At 44.3% G+C, this 15825-nt stretch carries 15 protein-coding genes; 11 read left to right on the forward strand and 4 right to left on the reverse strand.

Annotation, left to right across the window (positions count from 1 at the left end; all coding sequences use genetic code 11):
- Window positions 1-33: 33 nt before the first annotated feature.
- The 3 genes from MKY01_RS08085 to MKY01_RS08095 form a co-directional block, all read right to left on the reverse strand.
- Entirely contained in the window at window positions 34-1716 is a 1683-nt protein-coding gene (locus tag MKY01_RS08085) for an ABC transporter substrate-binding protein (protein WP_339286176.1), read from the reverse strand.
- A 297-nt stretch (window positions 1717-2013) separates the two neighbouring features.
- The gene (locus MKY01_RS08090; protein ID WP_339286177.1) at window positions 2014-3624 is read right to left on the reverse strand and encodes a response regulator; all 1611 of its coding nucleotides are present in this window, start codon (window positions 3622-3624) and stop codon (window positions 2014-2016) included.
- A gap of 226 nt (window positions 3625-3850) precedes the next feature.
- Complete coding sequence (locus tag MKY01_RS08095) at window positions 3851-5668, reverse strand: histidine kinase (RefSeq protein WP_339286179.1); 1818 nt, start codon at window positions 5666-5668, stop codon at window positions 3851-3853.
- Window positions 5669-5942: 274 nt separating this feature from the next.
- Between MKY01_RS08095 and MKY01_RS08100 the strand changes: the two genes are divergently transcribed.
- The 6 genes from MKY01_RS08100 (at window position 5943) to MKY01_RS08125 (ending at window position 11725) form a co-directional block, all read left to right on the forward strand.
- Window positions 5943-6800 (forward strand): ABC transporter permease subunit, encoded by an 858-nt coding sequence (locus tag MKY01_RS08100; protein WP_174806429.1) that lies wholly within the window; start codon window positions 5943-5945, stop codon window positions 6798-6800.
- Between the two features lie 16 nt (window positions 6801-6816).
- A complete protein-coding gene (locus MKY01_RS08105) occupies window positions 6817-7689 on the forward strand; it encodes a carbohydrate ABC transporter permease (RefSeq protein WP_127544821.1) in 873 nt (290 codons plus the stop codon).
- Between the two features lie 196 nt (window positions 7690-7885).
- Complete coding sequence (locus MKY01_RS08110) at window positions 7886-8542, forward strand: hypothetical protein (RefSeq protein WP_127544818.1); 657 nt, start codon at window positions 7886-7888, stop codon at window positions 8540-8542.
- 40 nt (window positions 8543-8582) lie between these two features.
- A complete protein-coding gene (locus MKY01_RS08115) occupies window positions 8583-9050 on the forward strand; it encodes a GNAT family N-acetyltransferase (RefSeq protein ID WP_339286181.1) in 468 nt (155 codons plus the stop codon).
- Window positions 9051-9170: 120 nt separating this feature from the next.
- Window positions 9171-10787 (forward strand): FGGY-family carbohydrate kinase, encoded by a 1617-nt coding sequence (locus MKY01_RS08120; protein ID WP_282322207.1) that lies wholly within the window; start codon window positions 9171-9173, stop codon window positions 10785-10787.
- Between the two features lie 296 nt (window positions 10788-11083).
- Window positions 11084-11725 carry a FusB/FusC family EF-G-binding protein gene (locus tag MKY01_RS08125; RefSeq protein WP_339286182.1) on the forward strand — a complete coding sequence of 214 codons (642 nt, stop codon included), beginning with the start codon at window positions 11084-11086 and terminating at the stop codon, window positions 11723-11725.
- A gap of 128 nt (window positions 11726-11853) precedes the next feature.
- Here MKY01_RS08125 and MKY01_RS08130 read toward each other — a convergent pair whose 3' ends face one another.
- Window positions 11854-12441, reverse strand: coding sequence for an NAD(P)H oxidoreductase (locus MKY01_RS08130; protein WP_339287127.1), 588 nt, complete (start codon window positions 12439-12441; stop codon window positions 11854-11856).
- Window positions 12442-12687: 246 nt separating this feature from the next.
- Between MKY01_RS08130 and MKY01_RS08135 the strand changes: the two genes are divergently transcribed.
- From MKY01_RS08135 to MKY01_RS08155, 5 genes are all read left to right on the forward strand, one after another.
- Entirely contained in the window at window positions 12688-13074 is a 387-nt protein-coding gene (locus MKY01_RS08135; RefSeq protein WP_036669406.1) for a helix-turn-helix domain-containing protein, read from the forward strand.
- 18 nt (window positions 13075-13092) lie between these two features.
- Window positions 13093-13587 carry an NUDIX domain-containing protein gene (locus tag MKY01_RS08140; protein WP_339286185.1) on the forward strand — a complete coding sequence of 165 codons (495 nt, stop codon included), beginning with the start codon at window positions 13093-13095 and terminating at the stop codon, window positions 13585-13587.
- A 60-nt stretch (window positions 13588-13647) separates the two neighbouring features.
- Complete coding sequence (locus MKY01_RS08145) at window positions 13648-14037, forward strand: hypothetical protein (protein ID WP_282318898.1); 390 nt, start codon at window positions 13648-13650, stop codon at window positions 14035-14037.
- Window positions 14038-14223: 186 nt separating this feature from the next.
- A complete protein-coding gene (locus MKY01_RS08150) occupies window positions 14224-15087 on the forward strand; it encodes a DUF4085 family protein (RefSeq protein ID WP_339286186.1) in 864 nt (287 codons plus the stop codon).
- Window positions 15088-15118: 31 nt separating this feature from the next.
- On the forward strand, window positions 15119-15559 hold the full coding sequence (locus MKY01_RS08155; protein WP_339287129.1) for an oxidoreductase: 441 nt from the start codon (window positions 15119-15121) through the stop codon (window positions 15557-15559).
- The last annotated feature ends 266 nt before the right edge of the window (window positions 15560-15825 follow it).

Below are 15825 nucleotides of genomic sequence, written 5' to 3' on the forward strand. Positions count from 1 at the left end.
CTTTTATTGTGGCCCTTGTTACTTCTTCAATCCTTACTTCGCACTTACCGATTTAAACCATTCATTCACTTCTTGCGTGATCTGATCTCCGCCATTGGATTTCCAGTTGGCGACGAATTGGTCAAAGGCATCAACCGGCAGTTTGCCGTAGATGATTTTGTTGAAGGTTTCCATCTCGGATTGGCGGAGCAGGTTCCATTTGGATACCATGGTTGGTGTTGCAGCGCCAGTAAAGTAGTTTTGTTTACGAATGTCGATTTGCGACATGACGACTTTGGCAGCGTCCCAGTTTTCCGGTTTACGGAACTCGGCCATTTGTTTCTCGTAAGGTGTTTCGGGCTTCTCGCCGTTAGCCAGTTTCACGAGTGTTTTCATATACAGATCCGGGATACGGGCCGGACCAGTCAGGAACGGAAATTCGTTGGAGAAGTCTTTGATCTTCTCTCTGTTACTGGTCGGCTGTCCATCTACGATGTCCCAATCGTAGCCTTTGGCGAAGCCGTGTTCGTATTCACTGCCCGTAGCGGGGTTCGCCAGGTTATCGAGCAGATAGTTGTAGTACAGGAAGATCGCTTCGGGATGTTTCGCATCCTTGTTGATCATGATGCTCGCGTTGACGCCAGAGTTCTGCCACTTCGTTCCGATTTTGCCATCTGGACCTTCTGGAATGGGATAGGCTTTATAATTGGCGTCAGGTAAGTTCTTGATGAGGTCGGGAGCAGGCCAGTCTGGAACCCAGTTGGCACCAGGCAGAATACCTGCGGCACCTTTGGTCCAGCTTTCGGCTGCTTTACGTTCGTCCCACAGGGCGGAGTCGGCATGAATATATCCTTTTTCCATCCATTCACTGAGCTTGGCAAGTGCTTGTTTTGCTCCGGGATTAACAGAGCCGTATTCCAGATTACCGTTCGCGTCCTTGTTCCATTGCTCTTGGACTGTTCCGTATGCGCCGAATAACCAGTCGAGCGAGCCCATCCAGGTATTCGTATTACTTTTCAGCGAGATTGCGAGTGGGAAAACTTCATTTGGAGATAGGCCATCCGGATTCTCATTTTTGAATTTATCCATGATGTTCTCTAGATCTGCGATAGTCTTAGGAGCCTCCAGATTCAGCTTCTCCATCCAGTCTTCTCTAAGCCACAGCAGGGTATCGTCGTTATCCGTGTACTCCATGATGGGCATATTGTATTTCTTTCCATCCTTGGTGAACGGATACCAGAGCTCGGGATGCGCTGCCGCATGGTCCTTGAGCGTTTTATTCGCATACTTGTCGAACAACTCATCAATGGCGATGAATTGACCAGAGTCGATCAATTGATTCGTCAATACCGCATTGGTGGGTACCGTTACGAAATCAGGCAGTTTCTCACCAGAGGCGACAGCAAGTTGAAGTTTCTGTCTGTACTGATCATCACTGGCTGGATACCAGGTATCTTTATGCTTCATGCCCAGCGTTTCGAGCATCCAGCGATCGTGTACGTTATTTTCTTTGGTATCTCCTTGCACGTATTTCTTCGGCATTAATACCGAGCTGAACTCGATGGGTGGGTCGTATTTTCCTTTAGCAAAAGCAACTTCTGCTTCAGCTGAGCCGACAGTTCCCGGTGTATTATTGGTACCATTGTCACTGGCTGTCTCGCCACTGCCGCACGCAGTGATCGTGATGAGCGCGATAACCATGAGCAGTGACCACCATGTTTTTTTGAATTTGATCATTGTTCAATCCCCCTACGGTGTATGATCTTTACAGTGTAACTGTACCAATTTGTGCGGGAGTGCATCTATATGAGTTTTTTAGTTTCGATAGGACTCTATTAGTGAATGTTCAAATGAAGTTCAAAAAATTCGGTTTTCAGTACCGAGAAGATGGGATAAAGCTAGAAATGGAGTAGCGGAGCGTAGGAAAACTACGTGAGCAACGGACATTTCGGCTGAATTCCATATTCGATGCTGATGATGCCGTGAGGCATCCTTCGTAATCAAAAGCGGATTTTTTGAACAACCTCTAAGATGCTATTTATGCTGGTCTCTGTATTCCTGTGGCGTAACGCCGAATTGACGCTTGAACACTTTGATAAAATAAGCCGGGTCCATATAGCCAATCTCCATGCTGATTTCGTACACTTTTTTGGTGGTCGTGACCAGCTTGTGGCAGGCCCGATCCATACGCAGGCGCGAGATATAATCACTGATGCCTTCGCCCGTTTCGATCTTATAGATCTTGGACAAATGGGTCGGATGCAGATTAACATGGTCAGCGAGCACACGCAAAGACACATCCAGATGCAGGTTCTTATCTGTAAAATCCTGAATCTTCTTCACATACTCGGAACGGATGTCCTTGATCTCGTTGGACGTGCCTTCCTTGAGTTTGCCCAGCACACTGAGCGACCATTTCCGAAGTTTGCTGATGGTAGCGAAAACTTCCCCACTTTGCAAATCCTCGACATCATTGCCCATTAAAGTGGTCAGAGTCAGCTTGTTCCGATGGGCAATATTGGTGAATGAGGCCGTAATGAGAAAACCAGCCTCCATGCAATGTTCCCAGGATTCCGACCATTTCTCATCCAGTTCCGCGCAGACCGCGCGTATTTTCTCTTCGGCGGCATCCCATTGTCCGCTCTCTAGCAAACTAATAAAGGTGGGTGGGGTGTACAGCACGTCCAAGGGACCTTGCGCCGCAGGTGTCTCGACATCGCTGACACGCATGACAAATTCGCGTTCATCGCCAACGATCTGCCGGAAATAGGCTGAAGCCTGACGGAAGCGATCGTAAAGTTGATCCGGAAAGGTGAACCACTCGGTGATAACGATGGAGAGGGAGCCTTTTAGAAACTGTTTTACTTTGGATTGGAGCTGAATCGATAGCTTCTCCAGAATGGTTTCTTTCCCAATATCGCCTTTCCGATCTTTCAACTGAAGCAAAAACACCAGATATCCGTGCTCCTCCTTGACGCCCCACACTTCCATAAACTCACCCATAATCTCTTCCGCCATATTGATGATCGCATATTCGATCAGGGTCTGATCATTGCTGTCATAGTGTCCGAATTCTTCTTCCAAACGAACCAGCATTAATGCGGCATCCCCGGTGTGAAAGGGCAGAGCGTAATTGGCGAGCTTCCGATCCCATTCCGCAACGGCGATTCGTTGTCCCTGCAAAGCCCCTAGGAGCAGTCGTCCCCGCAAATGGGGGAGATTCTCTCGCAACGTAAACTGCGTTCGTGTCAGTGAACTAACCATTTCCCATTCATTGTTCAATTGATCAATGGCCTTCTGGACAGAACCCATTAATTCATCGTCTGTGGGCGGCTTCAGCAGATAGTCCACAGCTTCGAACTGGATAGCTTTTTTGGCGTAATCAAATTCGGAATACCCGGATAACAGAATACATTTTATTTTTTTGTCCCGGATGCGGATGCGTTCGATCAGTTCAATACCTGTCATTTCAGGCATCTGGATGTCCGAGATCACGATATCGATGGGGTGGGTGTCGATCATTTGTAGTGCTTCGTGTGCCGAGTATGCTTTATGCACATGTTCGATCCCCAGTGTGTGCCAGGGCTTGGTCATGGACAGGTTATCGACCCAGTGAGCTTCATCGTCTACGATCATCATTTGCATGGTGTATTGTCTCCCTTGGTGGTTGAACCCAGACAGCTGTACACTTGCCACTCCGATGACAGAACAACCTTCCGATCGCTGTTACCCCCAGATTTTCTGAATCAATTTTATAAGGTGAAAATCTGGTGATAAAGGCGAACGCTTTGCTTCTTCAGGTTTTTTCTGTCCTCTGCGTTATCGTGTACATGATCTTGTTCAAAATTAAATCGTCAATTTATTGTTTGTATTAACTTAAATTCGTATCGGTATTACCTTTATCGGAATCTGTACCCTCTTTTGGTATCTCCCAGATAATCTCGGTTCGGAATCCGCCAAGTGGGGATGGGCCAAATAGGAGGTAAGAATGACTGCCGAACAGGTGCGTGATTCGTTGGTACGTATTCCAAAGGCCGCAGCCCATTTCTTCTTGTAAGGGTTCCTGCATCTTCAAGTTCAGCGCTTCGTATTGTTCCGGGCTTAAGCCTGGGCCGTCGTCGTCGATGTATATTCTGCCAAAACCATTCAAGCGCTCCCCGGTAATTCGGATTTCCCCGGATGAATAGGACTTGGCCACGCCGTGTATCACGGAATTCTCGACCATCGGTTGAAGCATTAATCGTGGTACAGACTGGGCAAGCATATCCTCTGGGATATCGATGTGATACTCGATGCGACCATTGCGCAGTTTCTGGATATCCAGATAGTTGATCAGCAGCTTGATCTCTTCTTGTAGCGACGACGTCTCCCGTTCCATACGGGTGGTGTAGCGATAATACGCACTTAGGTTATGCGCCATGGAGACCACGGCTTGCTCGTCCTTCATCTGGGCCATGTTGATGATATAACCTAGACAATTATATAGGAAATGCGGATTGATCTGCGCTTGTAATTGTTTCAGCGTAGCTTCCCGGGCTCTAATTTTCTCATGGAAAACATTCTCGATCAGATCCTGAATCTGATGGGACATATCGTTGAATCGGCGGAACAGGAATGAGAACTCATTCTGGTTTTTGCTATACAGTCGGACAGAATAGTCCCCTTGTTCTACACGGCGTAAACCTTTGATCAGCTTTTTGATCGGATATTGAACATTCCGGTACAGCAGGATCGACGCAGAGATACCCACTACTAGCAGCAAAATCATACAGGTGTAGAACAGATTTTGACTCAGCGAGATAGGTTTCAAAATCTGATACAGTGGAATCACGTCAACCAGATGCCAATCCAGATAAGTGGACTTCACGGAGCTAACCAGATAGTTCTTACCGTTCAGCTCTACGACATCCTGTGTAGTATCTTCCGGAGAATGCGTGTCCAGATAATGAATGAGTTCTGTGGACAACTGCTTGTCCGCGCTGCGATTCAGAATGGGTGAATTTCCTTTGTGATACAAGAAAGGATCGCCTTGTCCGCCCGCTTTATACGTATCCAGCATATTTTGAATGTTCTCGTAGCTGAAGCTGGCTTCAATCACCAGATTGCTTCCCGTGAGCATCCCCGGCTGTGCCAAGGAATCGGTATAGAACCAATAGAAGGAATTTAGTTCATCCTCTGATACGGCTCCTTGATCCCCATAGGTCCATCGTCCGCTCATATTTTTTTTCAGATACTCCTCATCATATCCTGTGGTTCGATTGTAGTTGGCGATGACATCCTCATTCTGCTGTGAATGCACCGCATATCGGGTGGGCCATATATCCGTAACGCCGGTTTGCAGCGTCATCTTCTCTTGTATCACATAACGGGTCTGCATCCGGTCATACCGATCATCCCACATATTGAGGCCGTTGAATGCTCTGACATTCGGATCACGGGAGAGAATGAGGCTGAAATCCATCATCTGATTGATGCGGGAGTCGATCTGACTGGACAGAAACGTAAGTTGTTTTGTGTTGGAGATCTGCAGTTCTTTGCTGACGACATCATAGGTGACGTTATTCGAGTAGGTGTACATGATTAGAATGGGGATGAACAAGACCACAATTAACAAGTTTATTTTGGCAAAAAGACTGAATGGGGATTTGATTTTACCTTGAAAAGGCATTAAGCGCTTCCATATATACATGAAAAGTCTCCTTCTAATTCGTGTGTAAACAACCTCTTCTGATGATACCCTAACAAAACACTATCAAGCCTAACAATGTTATATAGCAGACCTCAGAATGGCTTGATACTATTTATATCAGAGAACCCGATCACACACAAAAACTTTTTTTGGGAACAGGAGAAGCGCTATGGAGGCTAAATTGGAGGGTAAGCGGATCCCGCAGGCAAACGTTGGGAACAAGCTGGATAAAAAGAGAAAAAAACGCTACAAACAGCCATGGATTCTGCACTTTATGGTGTTGCCGGCGGCCATTATGGTCTTTATATTTTCATACATTCCGATGTCCGGGATTTTGATGGCATTTCAAGATTATAAACCTGCACTGGGATTTTTCAATTCCGAATGGGTAGGACTGAAGCACTTCAGGTACATGTGGGAAAATGATTATTTCTTGCAGATTACGTGGAACACGTTGTTCTTTGCCTGTACGAAGATCATCATGAACCTGATCATTCCGTTTGTCTTCGCCTTGTTGCTCAACGAGGTACGGAAGATGGCACTGAAAAGAACGATTCAAACGCTTGTGTATCTTCCTCACTTTCTGTCCTGGGTCACCCTGTCTGGTATTCTGATCGACATTCTGGCACAGACGGGTATTCTAAATCAGTTTCTAGTCTCGATCTTTGGCATCAAACCAATCTTCTTCCTCGGGGATGGCAGTTGGTTCCGATTTACGGTCATTGCAAGTGATGTCTGGAAAGAGTTTGGATTCAACACGATTATCTTCCTCGCGGCATTATCCGGCATTAATCCATCACTTTATGAAGCGGCTGAAGTAGATGGGGCGGGACGCTGGAAACAAACGGTCTATATTACCATCCCGGCTCTTATTCCGATTGGGATCGTAATCGCAACGCTGGCATTGGGTAATGTGCTCAACGCCAACTTTGACCAGATCTTTAACTTATATAGTCCATTAATATATCAGCAGGGGGATATTATCGATACGTTTGTGTATAGAGAAGGTCTGCTAAGTGGGCAGTTCAGTTTCGCTACCGCGGTGAACCTGTTCAAATCCGTCATCAGTTTGATCCTGATTGTGATCTCCTACCGACTGGCTTACCGATTCGCCGGATACCGAATTTTCTAGAAAGGAGGACGAACTGATGTATCATAAAACGATGTCCTACCGCATATTCAGCATATTCAACAATGTGTTCTTAACCATCATTTCCCTGCTCTGTTTGCTGCCTTTGTATCACTTACTTATGGTATCGCTCAGCGCATCTGCACCTGCCAATGCGGGGTTAGTTACGCTCTGGCCGATTGGTTTTACACTGGAGGCCTATGCGAAGACGTTTGTTAACGCCAATTTTCTCTCCTCCTTGTGGGTGTCCGTTGAGCGGACGGTGCTTGGTACAGGGCTAGCGCTAATTGTGAACACAATTGCAGCATACGCCCTCTCCAAGGAGACACGGGTGTTCCGTGCACGTAACATCTATCTATGGTATTTTGTCATTACAATGTTATTCAGCGGCGGCCTTATTCCGGGGTATATCCTGATCTTGAAGCTTGGCCTGATGAACTCATTGTTGGCCCTGATCCTGCCAGGATTGGTTGCAGTGTTTAATATCATTCTGTTGCTCAATTTCTTCCGTACCGTGCCCAAAGATCTTGAAGAAGCTGCATTTATCGATGGAGCAGGACACCTTCAGACGTTTATCAAAATTTATCTGCCCGTGTCCGTGCCTGTCATTGCTACAGTATCCCTGTTCATGATGGTTGGGCATTGGAACGCATACTTTGACGGAATCATCTACATCCGTGATGCGGAAAAACTGCCACTCGCGACCTTCATGCAGACGATCATCGTGCAGGCCGATATGTCGAGAGTTGACCCGGAAATTGTCGCCAATCTGTCTCAGCGCACGATTCGTGCGTCACAGATTTTCATCAGTGCACTGCCAATCCTGCTCGTGTATCCGTTCCTGCAACGTTTTTTTGTGACCGGAATCGTGGTTGGGGCTGTGAAGGAGTAGTTGAATGTAGGAAATGAATAGGATTGTAAAATGGAGTCACTGAACTGGGGAAGGCCAGGGAGGTGGCTTCTTTTTTGTGTATGGATAAAGAACGTTGCATATATGTAGTGTATTACCTTTATTTGAATAAAATGGTACGATAAGAAATATGAAATGCAAGTATATCCTGATTATTCCTATCGAGGAGTTGTATATAGTGAAAAAGATGATGATGTTTACACTTGCTATAACGTTATTAAGCTGCTCCATGGCTCATACCGTTTCAAGTGCACCTAAGAAAATCAGCGTGATTTTTAATGAAAAGGAACTCCAAACACAGGCAGGAGCCGAAGCAAAAATGATAGACGGCCGAGTATATATCCCGGCTAATATTCTTCGAGGTGCGAGATTCTCGGTAGAGTATAAAAACTCAACGCTTCATTTGGTTAATAGCTATTTTCTGTACACCAGAAATTTGATGGAGATGCATGTGTTGAATCATGTCTTTACAACTCGATTCAACAAGATGGATCAGGAAGTGGTTCACATTTTGGGCAATGTACTTCTGGAAGAGCCGGTAGATTTCTCGAAATTACACGAGTTCATAGCGGAAGCTGAATCAAATGTGGGAATCCGAGCGGAGGACTTTACTCCCGTGCTAGATCATAATTCGTTTGATTTTGCACCTGCGAGACAAAGTGTAGAAGCATACAAAAAAGCAAGTCGTGAGTTAATCGCTTATGTCGATACTGGAGACAAAGAGAGGTTGAAGTCGTTTTACGAAGAAAGAAAACAGGCACTTGAGTATTACGATTCTTACACCAATGTATATGATCTTATTTTTAAAGCGAGTTTTACTAGTGCAGTTAGATAGAAGAAAATAGTAATGATAATAAATGCAGGAGGGAATTCAAATGGAATTTAGAAGAATAACTTGGGATAATTTTATCGAATGTATTGAACTTAAAGTCACTCCAGACCAACAAAGATTCATATCCTCGAACCAACATGCACTTGCTGAAGCGTACGTTGCCTCAGATGAGGGGCAGATTATTATTACTTTTGCAGTCTATAAGGAAGATAATATGGTAGGTTTTATTTCGATGTACTATGATGACGGGGATGGCAATTTTGAATATAGCAGTTATGGCATCTTCAAGATGATGATTGACCAGCGATACCAAGGTAAGGGATATGGTAAAGAAATGGTAGTAAAAGCAATCGAGTATGCGAGAACTTTCCCACGTGGAAAAGCCAAAGTTGTAGAACTCACCTACAAACCTGAAAACCTAGCTGCGAAGAAAATTTATGACTCTCTTGGTTTTATTCAAACTGGTGAAATATTGGCATGTGGCGAAGTACAGGCGGTATTAACTTTGTAATTGTCCGTTACAGCTCTAATTCTGCTCTTTCTTCATGAAATTTACACCTTGATTTGGGCTATTCAAATCACCTATTTCCGAATCGGGCGAATTCCAAATTGAGAGAGGATGAATACGATGATGGATCAAAACTTGAAACAAGCAATAGTCAGGGGAGAAACTTCGCTAGGCATTGAATTTGGATCCACACGAATCAAAGCTGTACTCATGGATCACCATTTTAATACCATCTGTTCAAGCAGTTATGAGTGGGAAAATCAATTGATTGGCGGTTACTGGACTTACCATATCGATGAAATGATTCATGGGTTGCAACAAACTTATCATCAATTAAAGCAAGAGATTGAAAAAAATTATGGTGTAACGATACAAAAAATTGGCTCAATCGGATGTTCTGCTATGATGCAGGGTTATATTGCACTTGATCAAAATGGGGAGTTATTGGTTCCGTTTCGTACATGGCGTAATGCCACAACGGGGAAGGCTGCATCAGAGCTAACCGAGAAATTCCAGTTTAAAATTCCAGAGCGCTGGAGCATCGCACATTTGTATCAAGCGATTTTGAACGGAGAAGAGCATGTTACGAACATCAATTATATTACGACGTTATCGGGTTACATACATCGGCTGTTAACTGGCAGTAAAGCTATTGGTATAGGGGATGCCTCAGGTATGTTCCCAATTGATGAATCCACACTGGAATACCATGAAGATATGTTGAAGAAGTTTGACGATATAATTGCCGACAAAGGCTACACGTGGAATCTTAAAGATATTTTACCTAAAGTGTACACTGCAGGTGAACATGCCGGATATCTTAGTGAAGCTGGTGCCCGACTGTTAGATCCATCAGGTAACTTGGAATCCAATATTCCACTTTGCCCTCCGGAAGGCGATGCTGGAACAGGCATGGTTGCTACGAATAGTGTCCAAAAACGTACGGGTAACATTTCCGTAGGTACATCGATTTTTGCCATGATTGTATTAGAAAAAAACCTATCTAGGGTATACCCTGAGATTGACATCGTGACTACACCTGATGGCAATCCTGTGGCTATGGTTCTTGCGAATAACTGCTCCAGCGATATTAATGCCTGGGTCGACTTGTTCCGTGAGTTTTATGAGGCGATGGGACAGAAGCCCGATATGAACCAGTTATTCAGTGTGTTGTTCAATGAAGCACTGAAAGCTGACGCTGATGGCGGTGGCTTACTGAGCTATGGCTACTATTCAGGCGAGAACATTACAGGAATTGCAAAAGGTCGTCCATTGTTCGTACGTTCTCCAGAGAGCCGCTTCAATCTGGCAAACTTTATGAGAGTCCATCTGTTTGCTGGGTTTGCTGCACTAAGGCTCGGGCTGGATATTCTCACACAGAAGGAGCACGTAACGATTGAGCACATTTGGGCGCATGGCGGATTGTTCAAAACCCCACTAGTCGCTCAAAAAATGTGCGCAACCGCACTGAATATTCCCGTGTCGGTCATGTCTACCGCTGGTGAAGGTGGCGCATGGGGAATGGCTATTTTGGCTTCCTACATGGTTAATAAGCAGCAACACGAGGGTTTGGCGGAGTACCTTACTACTAAGGTGTTTATTGATGCAGAAGGACAAGAGATTTCTCCAAATAGCGCGGATGTGAATGGATTTGCCTTGTTCATGGAGCGTTACACAGAAGGACTGGCCATTGAGCAGTCAGCGGTAGATCATTTCGTGGAAAATGGGAAAAAAGCCTGAGATGTAATCATATTTCTTGAACAGAGGAAATTGGAACGAAGCCCGTTGCCTACACTATGATGCCCTGTTATAATTTCGATATATCTATCGTATTGGGGGTTATGACGTGGCAATATGGATAATGCCGGATTGCTCGTTCGCTAGAAAGCCTTACGCAAAGCCTGAATAGGGGCGGACTTTGTGTAGGGCGCGACAAAAATGAGATTGTTGCCCTGGAATCTACATTAACATAATGTTACATCCCGCAGGCTTTGCACCTTATTTGTTCTTCCAATAAAAATAAGGGGCTGAACGCCATGCAAACACCATTTATTCAGAATCATCAATTTAATTATATTCAAAAACAAGCTGATTTCCTGCTCAAAACGCTACGCTCGGTTGCGGATCCAAAAGTATTGGAAACCGTCCGTTATACGGTTGGCACAAATGCGGTGAGCATCTTCGATGAACTCACTCTGGAGCAGAAGCAACTGCTGGAGCAGTTATCCACGTATGAGACGACACATGAATTGCAGACGCATCTAAACCAGCTCGAATCATATCTGATTCCATATCCGCAAGTATCGGCAAAGCAGATCCAAAAGCTGTTTCCAAAGGCCAAAAAGCTCAAAGTGCCGGATCTGGAGTTAGTCGATTACGCACACACAACCTATCTGAGATGGACTGACATTGCGACGAGCCGTTTGTTCATCGTGTACCCGCACGAAGGCAGATTCCTCGGTATTGAGGGACGGATTACACCCACGAACAAAAAAGGGTACTGCATGTTCTGTCATCGTCATCAGGAGCTGGGATTCTTCAACGTGAAGACCAAGGCTCATTCGCCGGATAACTTTTCTTCCATTGCCCAGTACGTATGCATGGATAACACAGCTTGCAACCATAGCATTACCGATATCACTATGTTGGAGAAGTTTCTTCTCTCGACAGTAAAATAATGAAAGACACACAGGCAGGGTCGCTCTTCGGAGCGACCTTTTTGCCGTGTTCAAGCGTAGTGATTCGCCATTGAACGTACCACTAAACTTCAGAATTCATATTCGGGTCATACATTTTTCTCATACGATCATGGAGTCGAAATATCGTTGGCATAGTTCAGTCCCAAGTGATGTGCATGGTTCAGCAGTGCCTCATAATGCTCAGGCTTGGATTCCAACGTTTCATATAAAAACTCAACCCTCGATTGGGACACGCCGCAGTAATCGGCAATCCCCACATTGAGCAGGTTGGCGATCGATTGACCATAGTTGCGCTTATGCATCTGTTCTTCCGTCACACCCGAAAGAGAGATCCACAATATCTGCTGATGAGAGAGCTTGTTCGCGCCGTAGGCAAATCCGTTGTTCATGACACGATCCACATAACCTTTCAACATGGCTGGCAGATGCCACCACCAGAGAGGAAACACAAAAGCCACAGCATCGTGTTTCTTCAACCGCTCCATCTCCGTTTCAACCTCAGGCGAGAATACCTGATTTTCTTGGGTATAGTCTGGTTCGTCTATCTCACGAAGAATCGGGTCGAATCCAATCCCATGCAAATCCAATATCTCATAACCGTGACCGGCATCGGTAAGACCCTGTGCAAAACGTTGAGCTACCTGAAAGGTCAAGGAGTCTTTTCTTGGGTGGGATACTACAACGAGTACGTTCATCTTATCTTTCACTACCTTTCTGGATTGCAGTCTTGTAGCCATAAATCAGTGGCTGATGCTATTATAAACAGGTATGAAAACATCTGGAAGTACGCACTTTGATGTTCTATAGGAAGAATGAAGTGCTATAGGAACATTAAAGTACCCTAAATGGATGCCTCGAAATAGGCTCAAATAATAGAAAAAAGAGCAGTAAAAAGATTATATTTTCACTTGGGATACAGCCTATTTATGGAGGGGTTCAGAATGACAGAACATGGAGAAACGAGTGCTCCAAAAAAATATAAAGTAGGCGTGGAAGCGGCCTTGGAAGTAATGGGTGGGAAGTGGAAGCCTTTGATTATTTATCATTTGATGACAGGACGTAAACGCACGTCGGAGCTTCGAAGATTGATACCGGACATTACACAGAAGATGCTGACAACACAGCTCAGAGGACTTGAAAAGGATGAGATCATACAGCGCAAGGTATATTCAGAGGTACCTCCCAAAGTGGAATATGAGTTAACGGACTACGGCTGGGGACTCAAGCCCGCCCTGGATCATTTATGTTATTGGGGAGAAGAGCATCTGGACAAAATCCACGGGGATAAATTTAAAGTATTGGAGGATTTCGATTCTCAGGAAAGTTGAAGAGAGGGGCACGAGAAGGTGGATGGTGCAGAGCACGTGAAACAGGCAGTTCCCATTCGTTGTGAAGGCGTGGCTGTAGTTCTGTTGAAGAAAAGCCTCGATCAATACCGTGTACTGATGCTGAAGCGGGCTGGTCGTATGTTGCATAACGAGTGGTGTTATGTTGGCGGCGGGATAGAAAAGGGCGAGAAGGCATGGGAAGCTGCACTTAGAGAAGTTCACGAGGAAACAGGTATTACGGAAGTCCGGTTGTATTCTGCCAATCAATTCGAACAATATTATTCACCCATGGGGGAGTATATCTATACCGCTCCCGTATTCGTAGGATATGTGGATGAAAGCCAGGTTGTCCGGTTAAATCATGAACATACCGAGTACCAATGGATGACGTTTGACGAAGCCAAAGAAAATGCGGCATTGCCTGGGATAGATAACATTTTGGATTTTGTTGAAAAGCATTTTGCCAGAAAAGCCCCTTCCGAGTGGCTTCGGATTAATGAAGAGAATAATTAGGAGGTGGAACTCATCACATACAAGACGATTTATCCAAGAGCATGGTTGAGCCTATTATGTATGTTGGTCATTGAAGCTATGTTTTTCAGAAATATTATTTATGATGAAAATGGTATTATGAAGTACTTCCTGATCGTTATATTGACCTTTATTCTCGGTTATATCGTTTTTCTGCTCTGGCGTTTGTTTTTCACTAAACCCAGTATTACGCTGGAAAGCGATCATGTGATTTCTATGAGAAATCAGAGATATGATGCATCTCAGATTGAGTGTATTTATATGAATTACAGACGGATTGGCATCAAACTCTATGGTAAACGGTTAGTACCGATGGATCTATGTTTTTATTTTCAACGAGGTCAGGAGTCCGCAGGCGTAGAAGCTGTGCATGAATGGGCGGCGCGAAACGACAAAGAGATCAAACATAAATTTTTTCAAACCGTGGGGTAGACCAGTACGTCTGTTGAGTATAAGGAATCGTTGGGGCTGAAGATTTTGGAGGAGTAGCGATGCAAACAATAGAGCAATTTCTAACGAGATCGATCTGAAGTGGTCGAGGTGTTAGGCTTTACGAGATCTGTTATCGCTAACACGATTATTGACGTAGATTTCTAAAAACCAGTAGGAGAGGTGCTTATGAGATATCTAACGAAAGAATGGTATGAGCTGTGTCAACAGACACATCTTCATTTTGGTTTAAGAGTACATAACGGAGCTAACGAGTCAGATGAGAATCTATTTTTAAGGCTGTATAAAAGAAAGGAAAAAGCACATGTGAAGCAGGAGCGAGAGCTATATAACTTGGACCCACGTTTCATGCTGGAGCATGATGGACAGGTGCTTACTCGTGTAGACAAAGCTTTCGGTGAGGAAGAAGTGACAGAAGAGGATCAGATCGTTTATCACATGCCTCCGGAAGAACGAGCGCATATCGAGAAACTCATTGCAGAATATGATGTGCGCCCTCCTTTTGATGAGAAGAAATGTAAGGAAGAGTACAAAGAATCGATAGAGTGGAATTTTCAATACAAGGCGGAGAATTTGCCACAGGAAATCGTTGAACAAATTGCGGATATTCGTGTCTTTACGTTGGGTTATTGCACGAGAGAAGTTATGCTCCAGCTGAATAAACAGAGTGCAGAGAATAGAAGAGAAATGGAACGCATATCGAAAGAATTTAGAGAAGTGATGACGGCACAGGATATTTCCGATGAAATACATAATCGGGTTCAATATCATGATTGTACGGTAACGGAATTACTGACGGGTGATGAGGTCGTCATTCGTTTTGACACTCGTGGGGGCTTCACCAACATAAATAAACTTACGCTGGTTGCACCCGAAATCATCAAGCAAGACGGTGGGGTTGTAGGCAGTTACTGGCTGTATCAAGAGCTGTATCGAATCGATAACGGATATGAGCTTCATGTTCTATTTGATGGAGAGAATATGCCTGAGCTGATTGTCCGCTGTACTGATATCCTCGTAGAGGAAGAATGAGAGAGCCTAAGGGGAAGAACATGGAGGAAATATAGTGAAAATTAGCACGATAGAAACCAAGTTAGCTTCAAGATACGATGAGTTTGATCCTGAACAGGATGGGAATAAAAATACGAGATTTGCTGACATCATTATTGATGGTACATCGCTCTATCAAAGGCTGAAAAAACATGATTTGGTACCTTGTCTCGGATGGGGAAGCGATGAATATCAAAGGCTTCTTATTGATTATTTTTTACTTAAGAAACCACATGAATCCATGTATTATAGATATCCCATTTTAGTGTGTCCTTGGTGTGGGGATGAAGAGTGTGGATTTATTTCTGTAAAGATTGATAGGGAAGAGGATATTGTGATCTGGAGAGATTTCATATTGAACGACAAGAACTTACAGGTAGGCCCGTTTTATTTTGGTTGGGAAAATTATAAACAGGCCATCGAAAATACTTTTGGTACGGCAGGAATTCAGTAAGGAAAAAAAGGGGGATGGAGAAAATAGAGATGGAATGGACCACCAGTACGTTTGGTTATTTATCTACTCCTGTATTTGTCGTGGGTATTGCATGTTACTTCTTTCCTGATTTTCTATACAAAATATTTGTTCTGATAAGATATCAAGAAATAAAACCTAATCACGAGTTTGAAGATAACCCACCTAATAGTGATATCCCTAAACATATCGAAATAATATTAAAAGTACTAGGTACCATAATGGTTATACTAGGGATCATATGGTTT

The sequence above is a fragment of the Paenibacillus sp. FSL R5-0486 genome (assembly GCF_037975155.1).
GTDB classification, from domain to species: Bacteria; Bacillota; Bacilli; order Paenibacillales; family Paenibacillaceae; genus Paenibacillus; species Paenibacillus amylolyticus.

Excerpts from the sequence above, each read along its gene's own strand:
- MKY01_RS08100 (WP_174806429.1), top strand. The coding sequence starts at position 5,943 with ATGGTGTTGCCGGCGGCCATTATGGTCTTTATATTTTCATACATTCCG.
- MKY01_RS08115 (WP_339286181.1), top strand. The coding sequence starts at position 8,583 with ATGGAATTTAGAAGAATAACTTGGGATAATTTTATCGAATGTATTGAA.
- MKY01_RS08145 (WP_282318898.1), top strand. The coding sequence starts at position 13,648 with ATGTTGGTCATTGAAGCTATGTTTTTCAGAAATATTATTTATGATGAA.
- MKY01_RS08150 (WP_339286186.1), top strand. The coding sequence starts at position 14,224 with ATGAGATATCTAACGAAAGAATGGTATGAGCTGTGTCAACAGACACAT.
- MKY01_RS08090 (WP_339286177.1), bottom strand. The coding sequence starts at position 3,624 with ATGCAAATGATGATCGTAGACGATGAAGCTCACTGGGTCGATAACCTG.
- MKY01_RS08085 (WP_339286176.1), bottom strand. The coding sequence starts at position 1,716 with ATGATCAAATTCAAAAAAACATGGTGGTCACTGCTCATGGTTATCGCG.
- MKY01_RS08125 (WP_339286182.1), top strand. The coding sequence starts at position 11,084 with ATGCAAACACCATTTATTCAGAATCATCAATTTAATTATATTCAAAAA.
- MKY01_RS08135 (WP_036669406.1), top strand. The coding sequence starts at position 12,688 with ATGACAGAACATGGAGAAACGAGTGCTCCAAAAAAATATAAAGTAGGC.
- MKY01_RS08095 (WP_339286179.1), bottom strand. The coding sequence starts at position 5,668 with ATGTATATATGGAAGCGCTTAATGCCTTTTCAAGGTAAAATCAAATCC.
- MKY01_RS08130 (WP_339287127.1), bottom strand. The coding sequence starts at position 12,441 with ATGAACGTACTCGTTGTAGTATCCCACCCAAGAAAAGACTCCTTGACC.
- MKY01_RS08120 (WP_282322207.1), top strand. The coding sequence starts at position 9,171 with ATGGATCAAAACTTGAAACAAGCAATAGTCAGGGGAGAAACTTCGCTA.
- MKY01_RS08105 (WP_127544821.1), top strand. The coding sequence starts at position 6,817 with ATGTATCATAAAACGATGTCCTACCGCATATTCAGCATATTCAACAAT.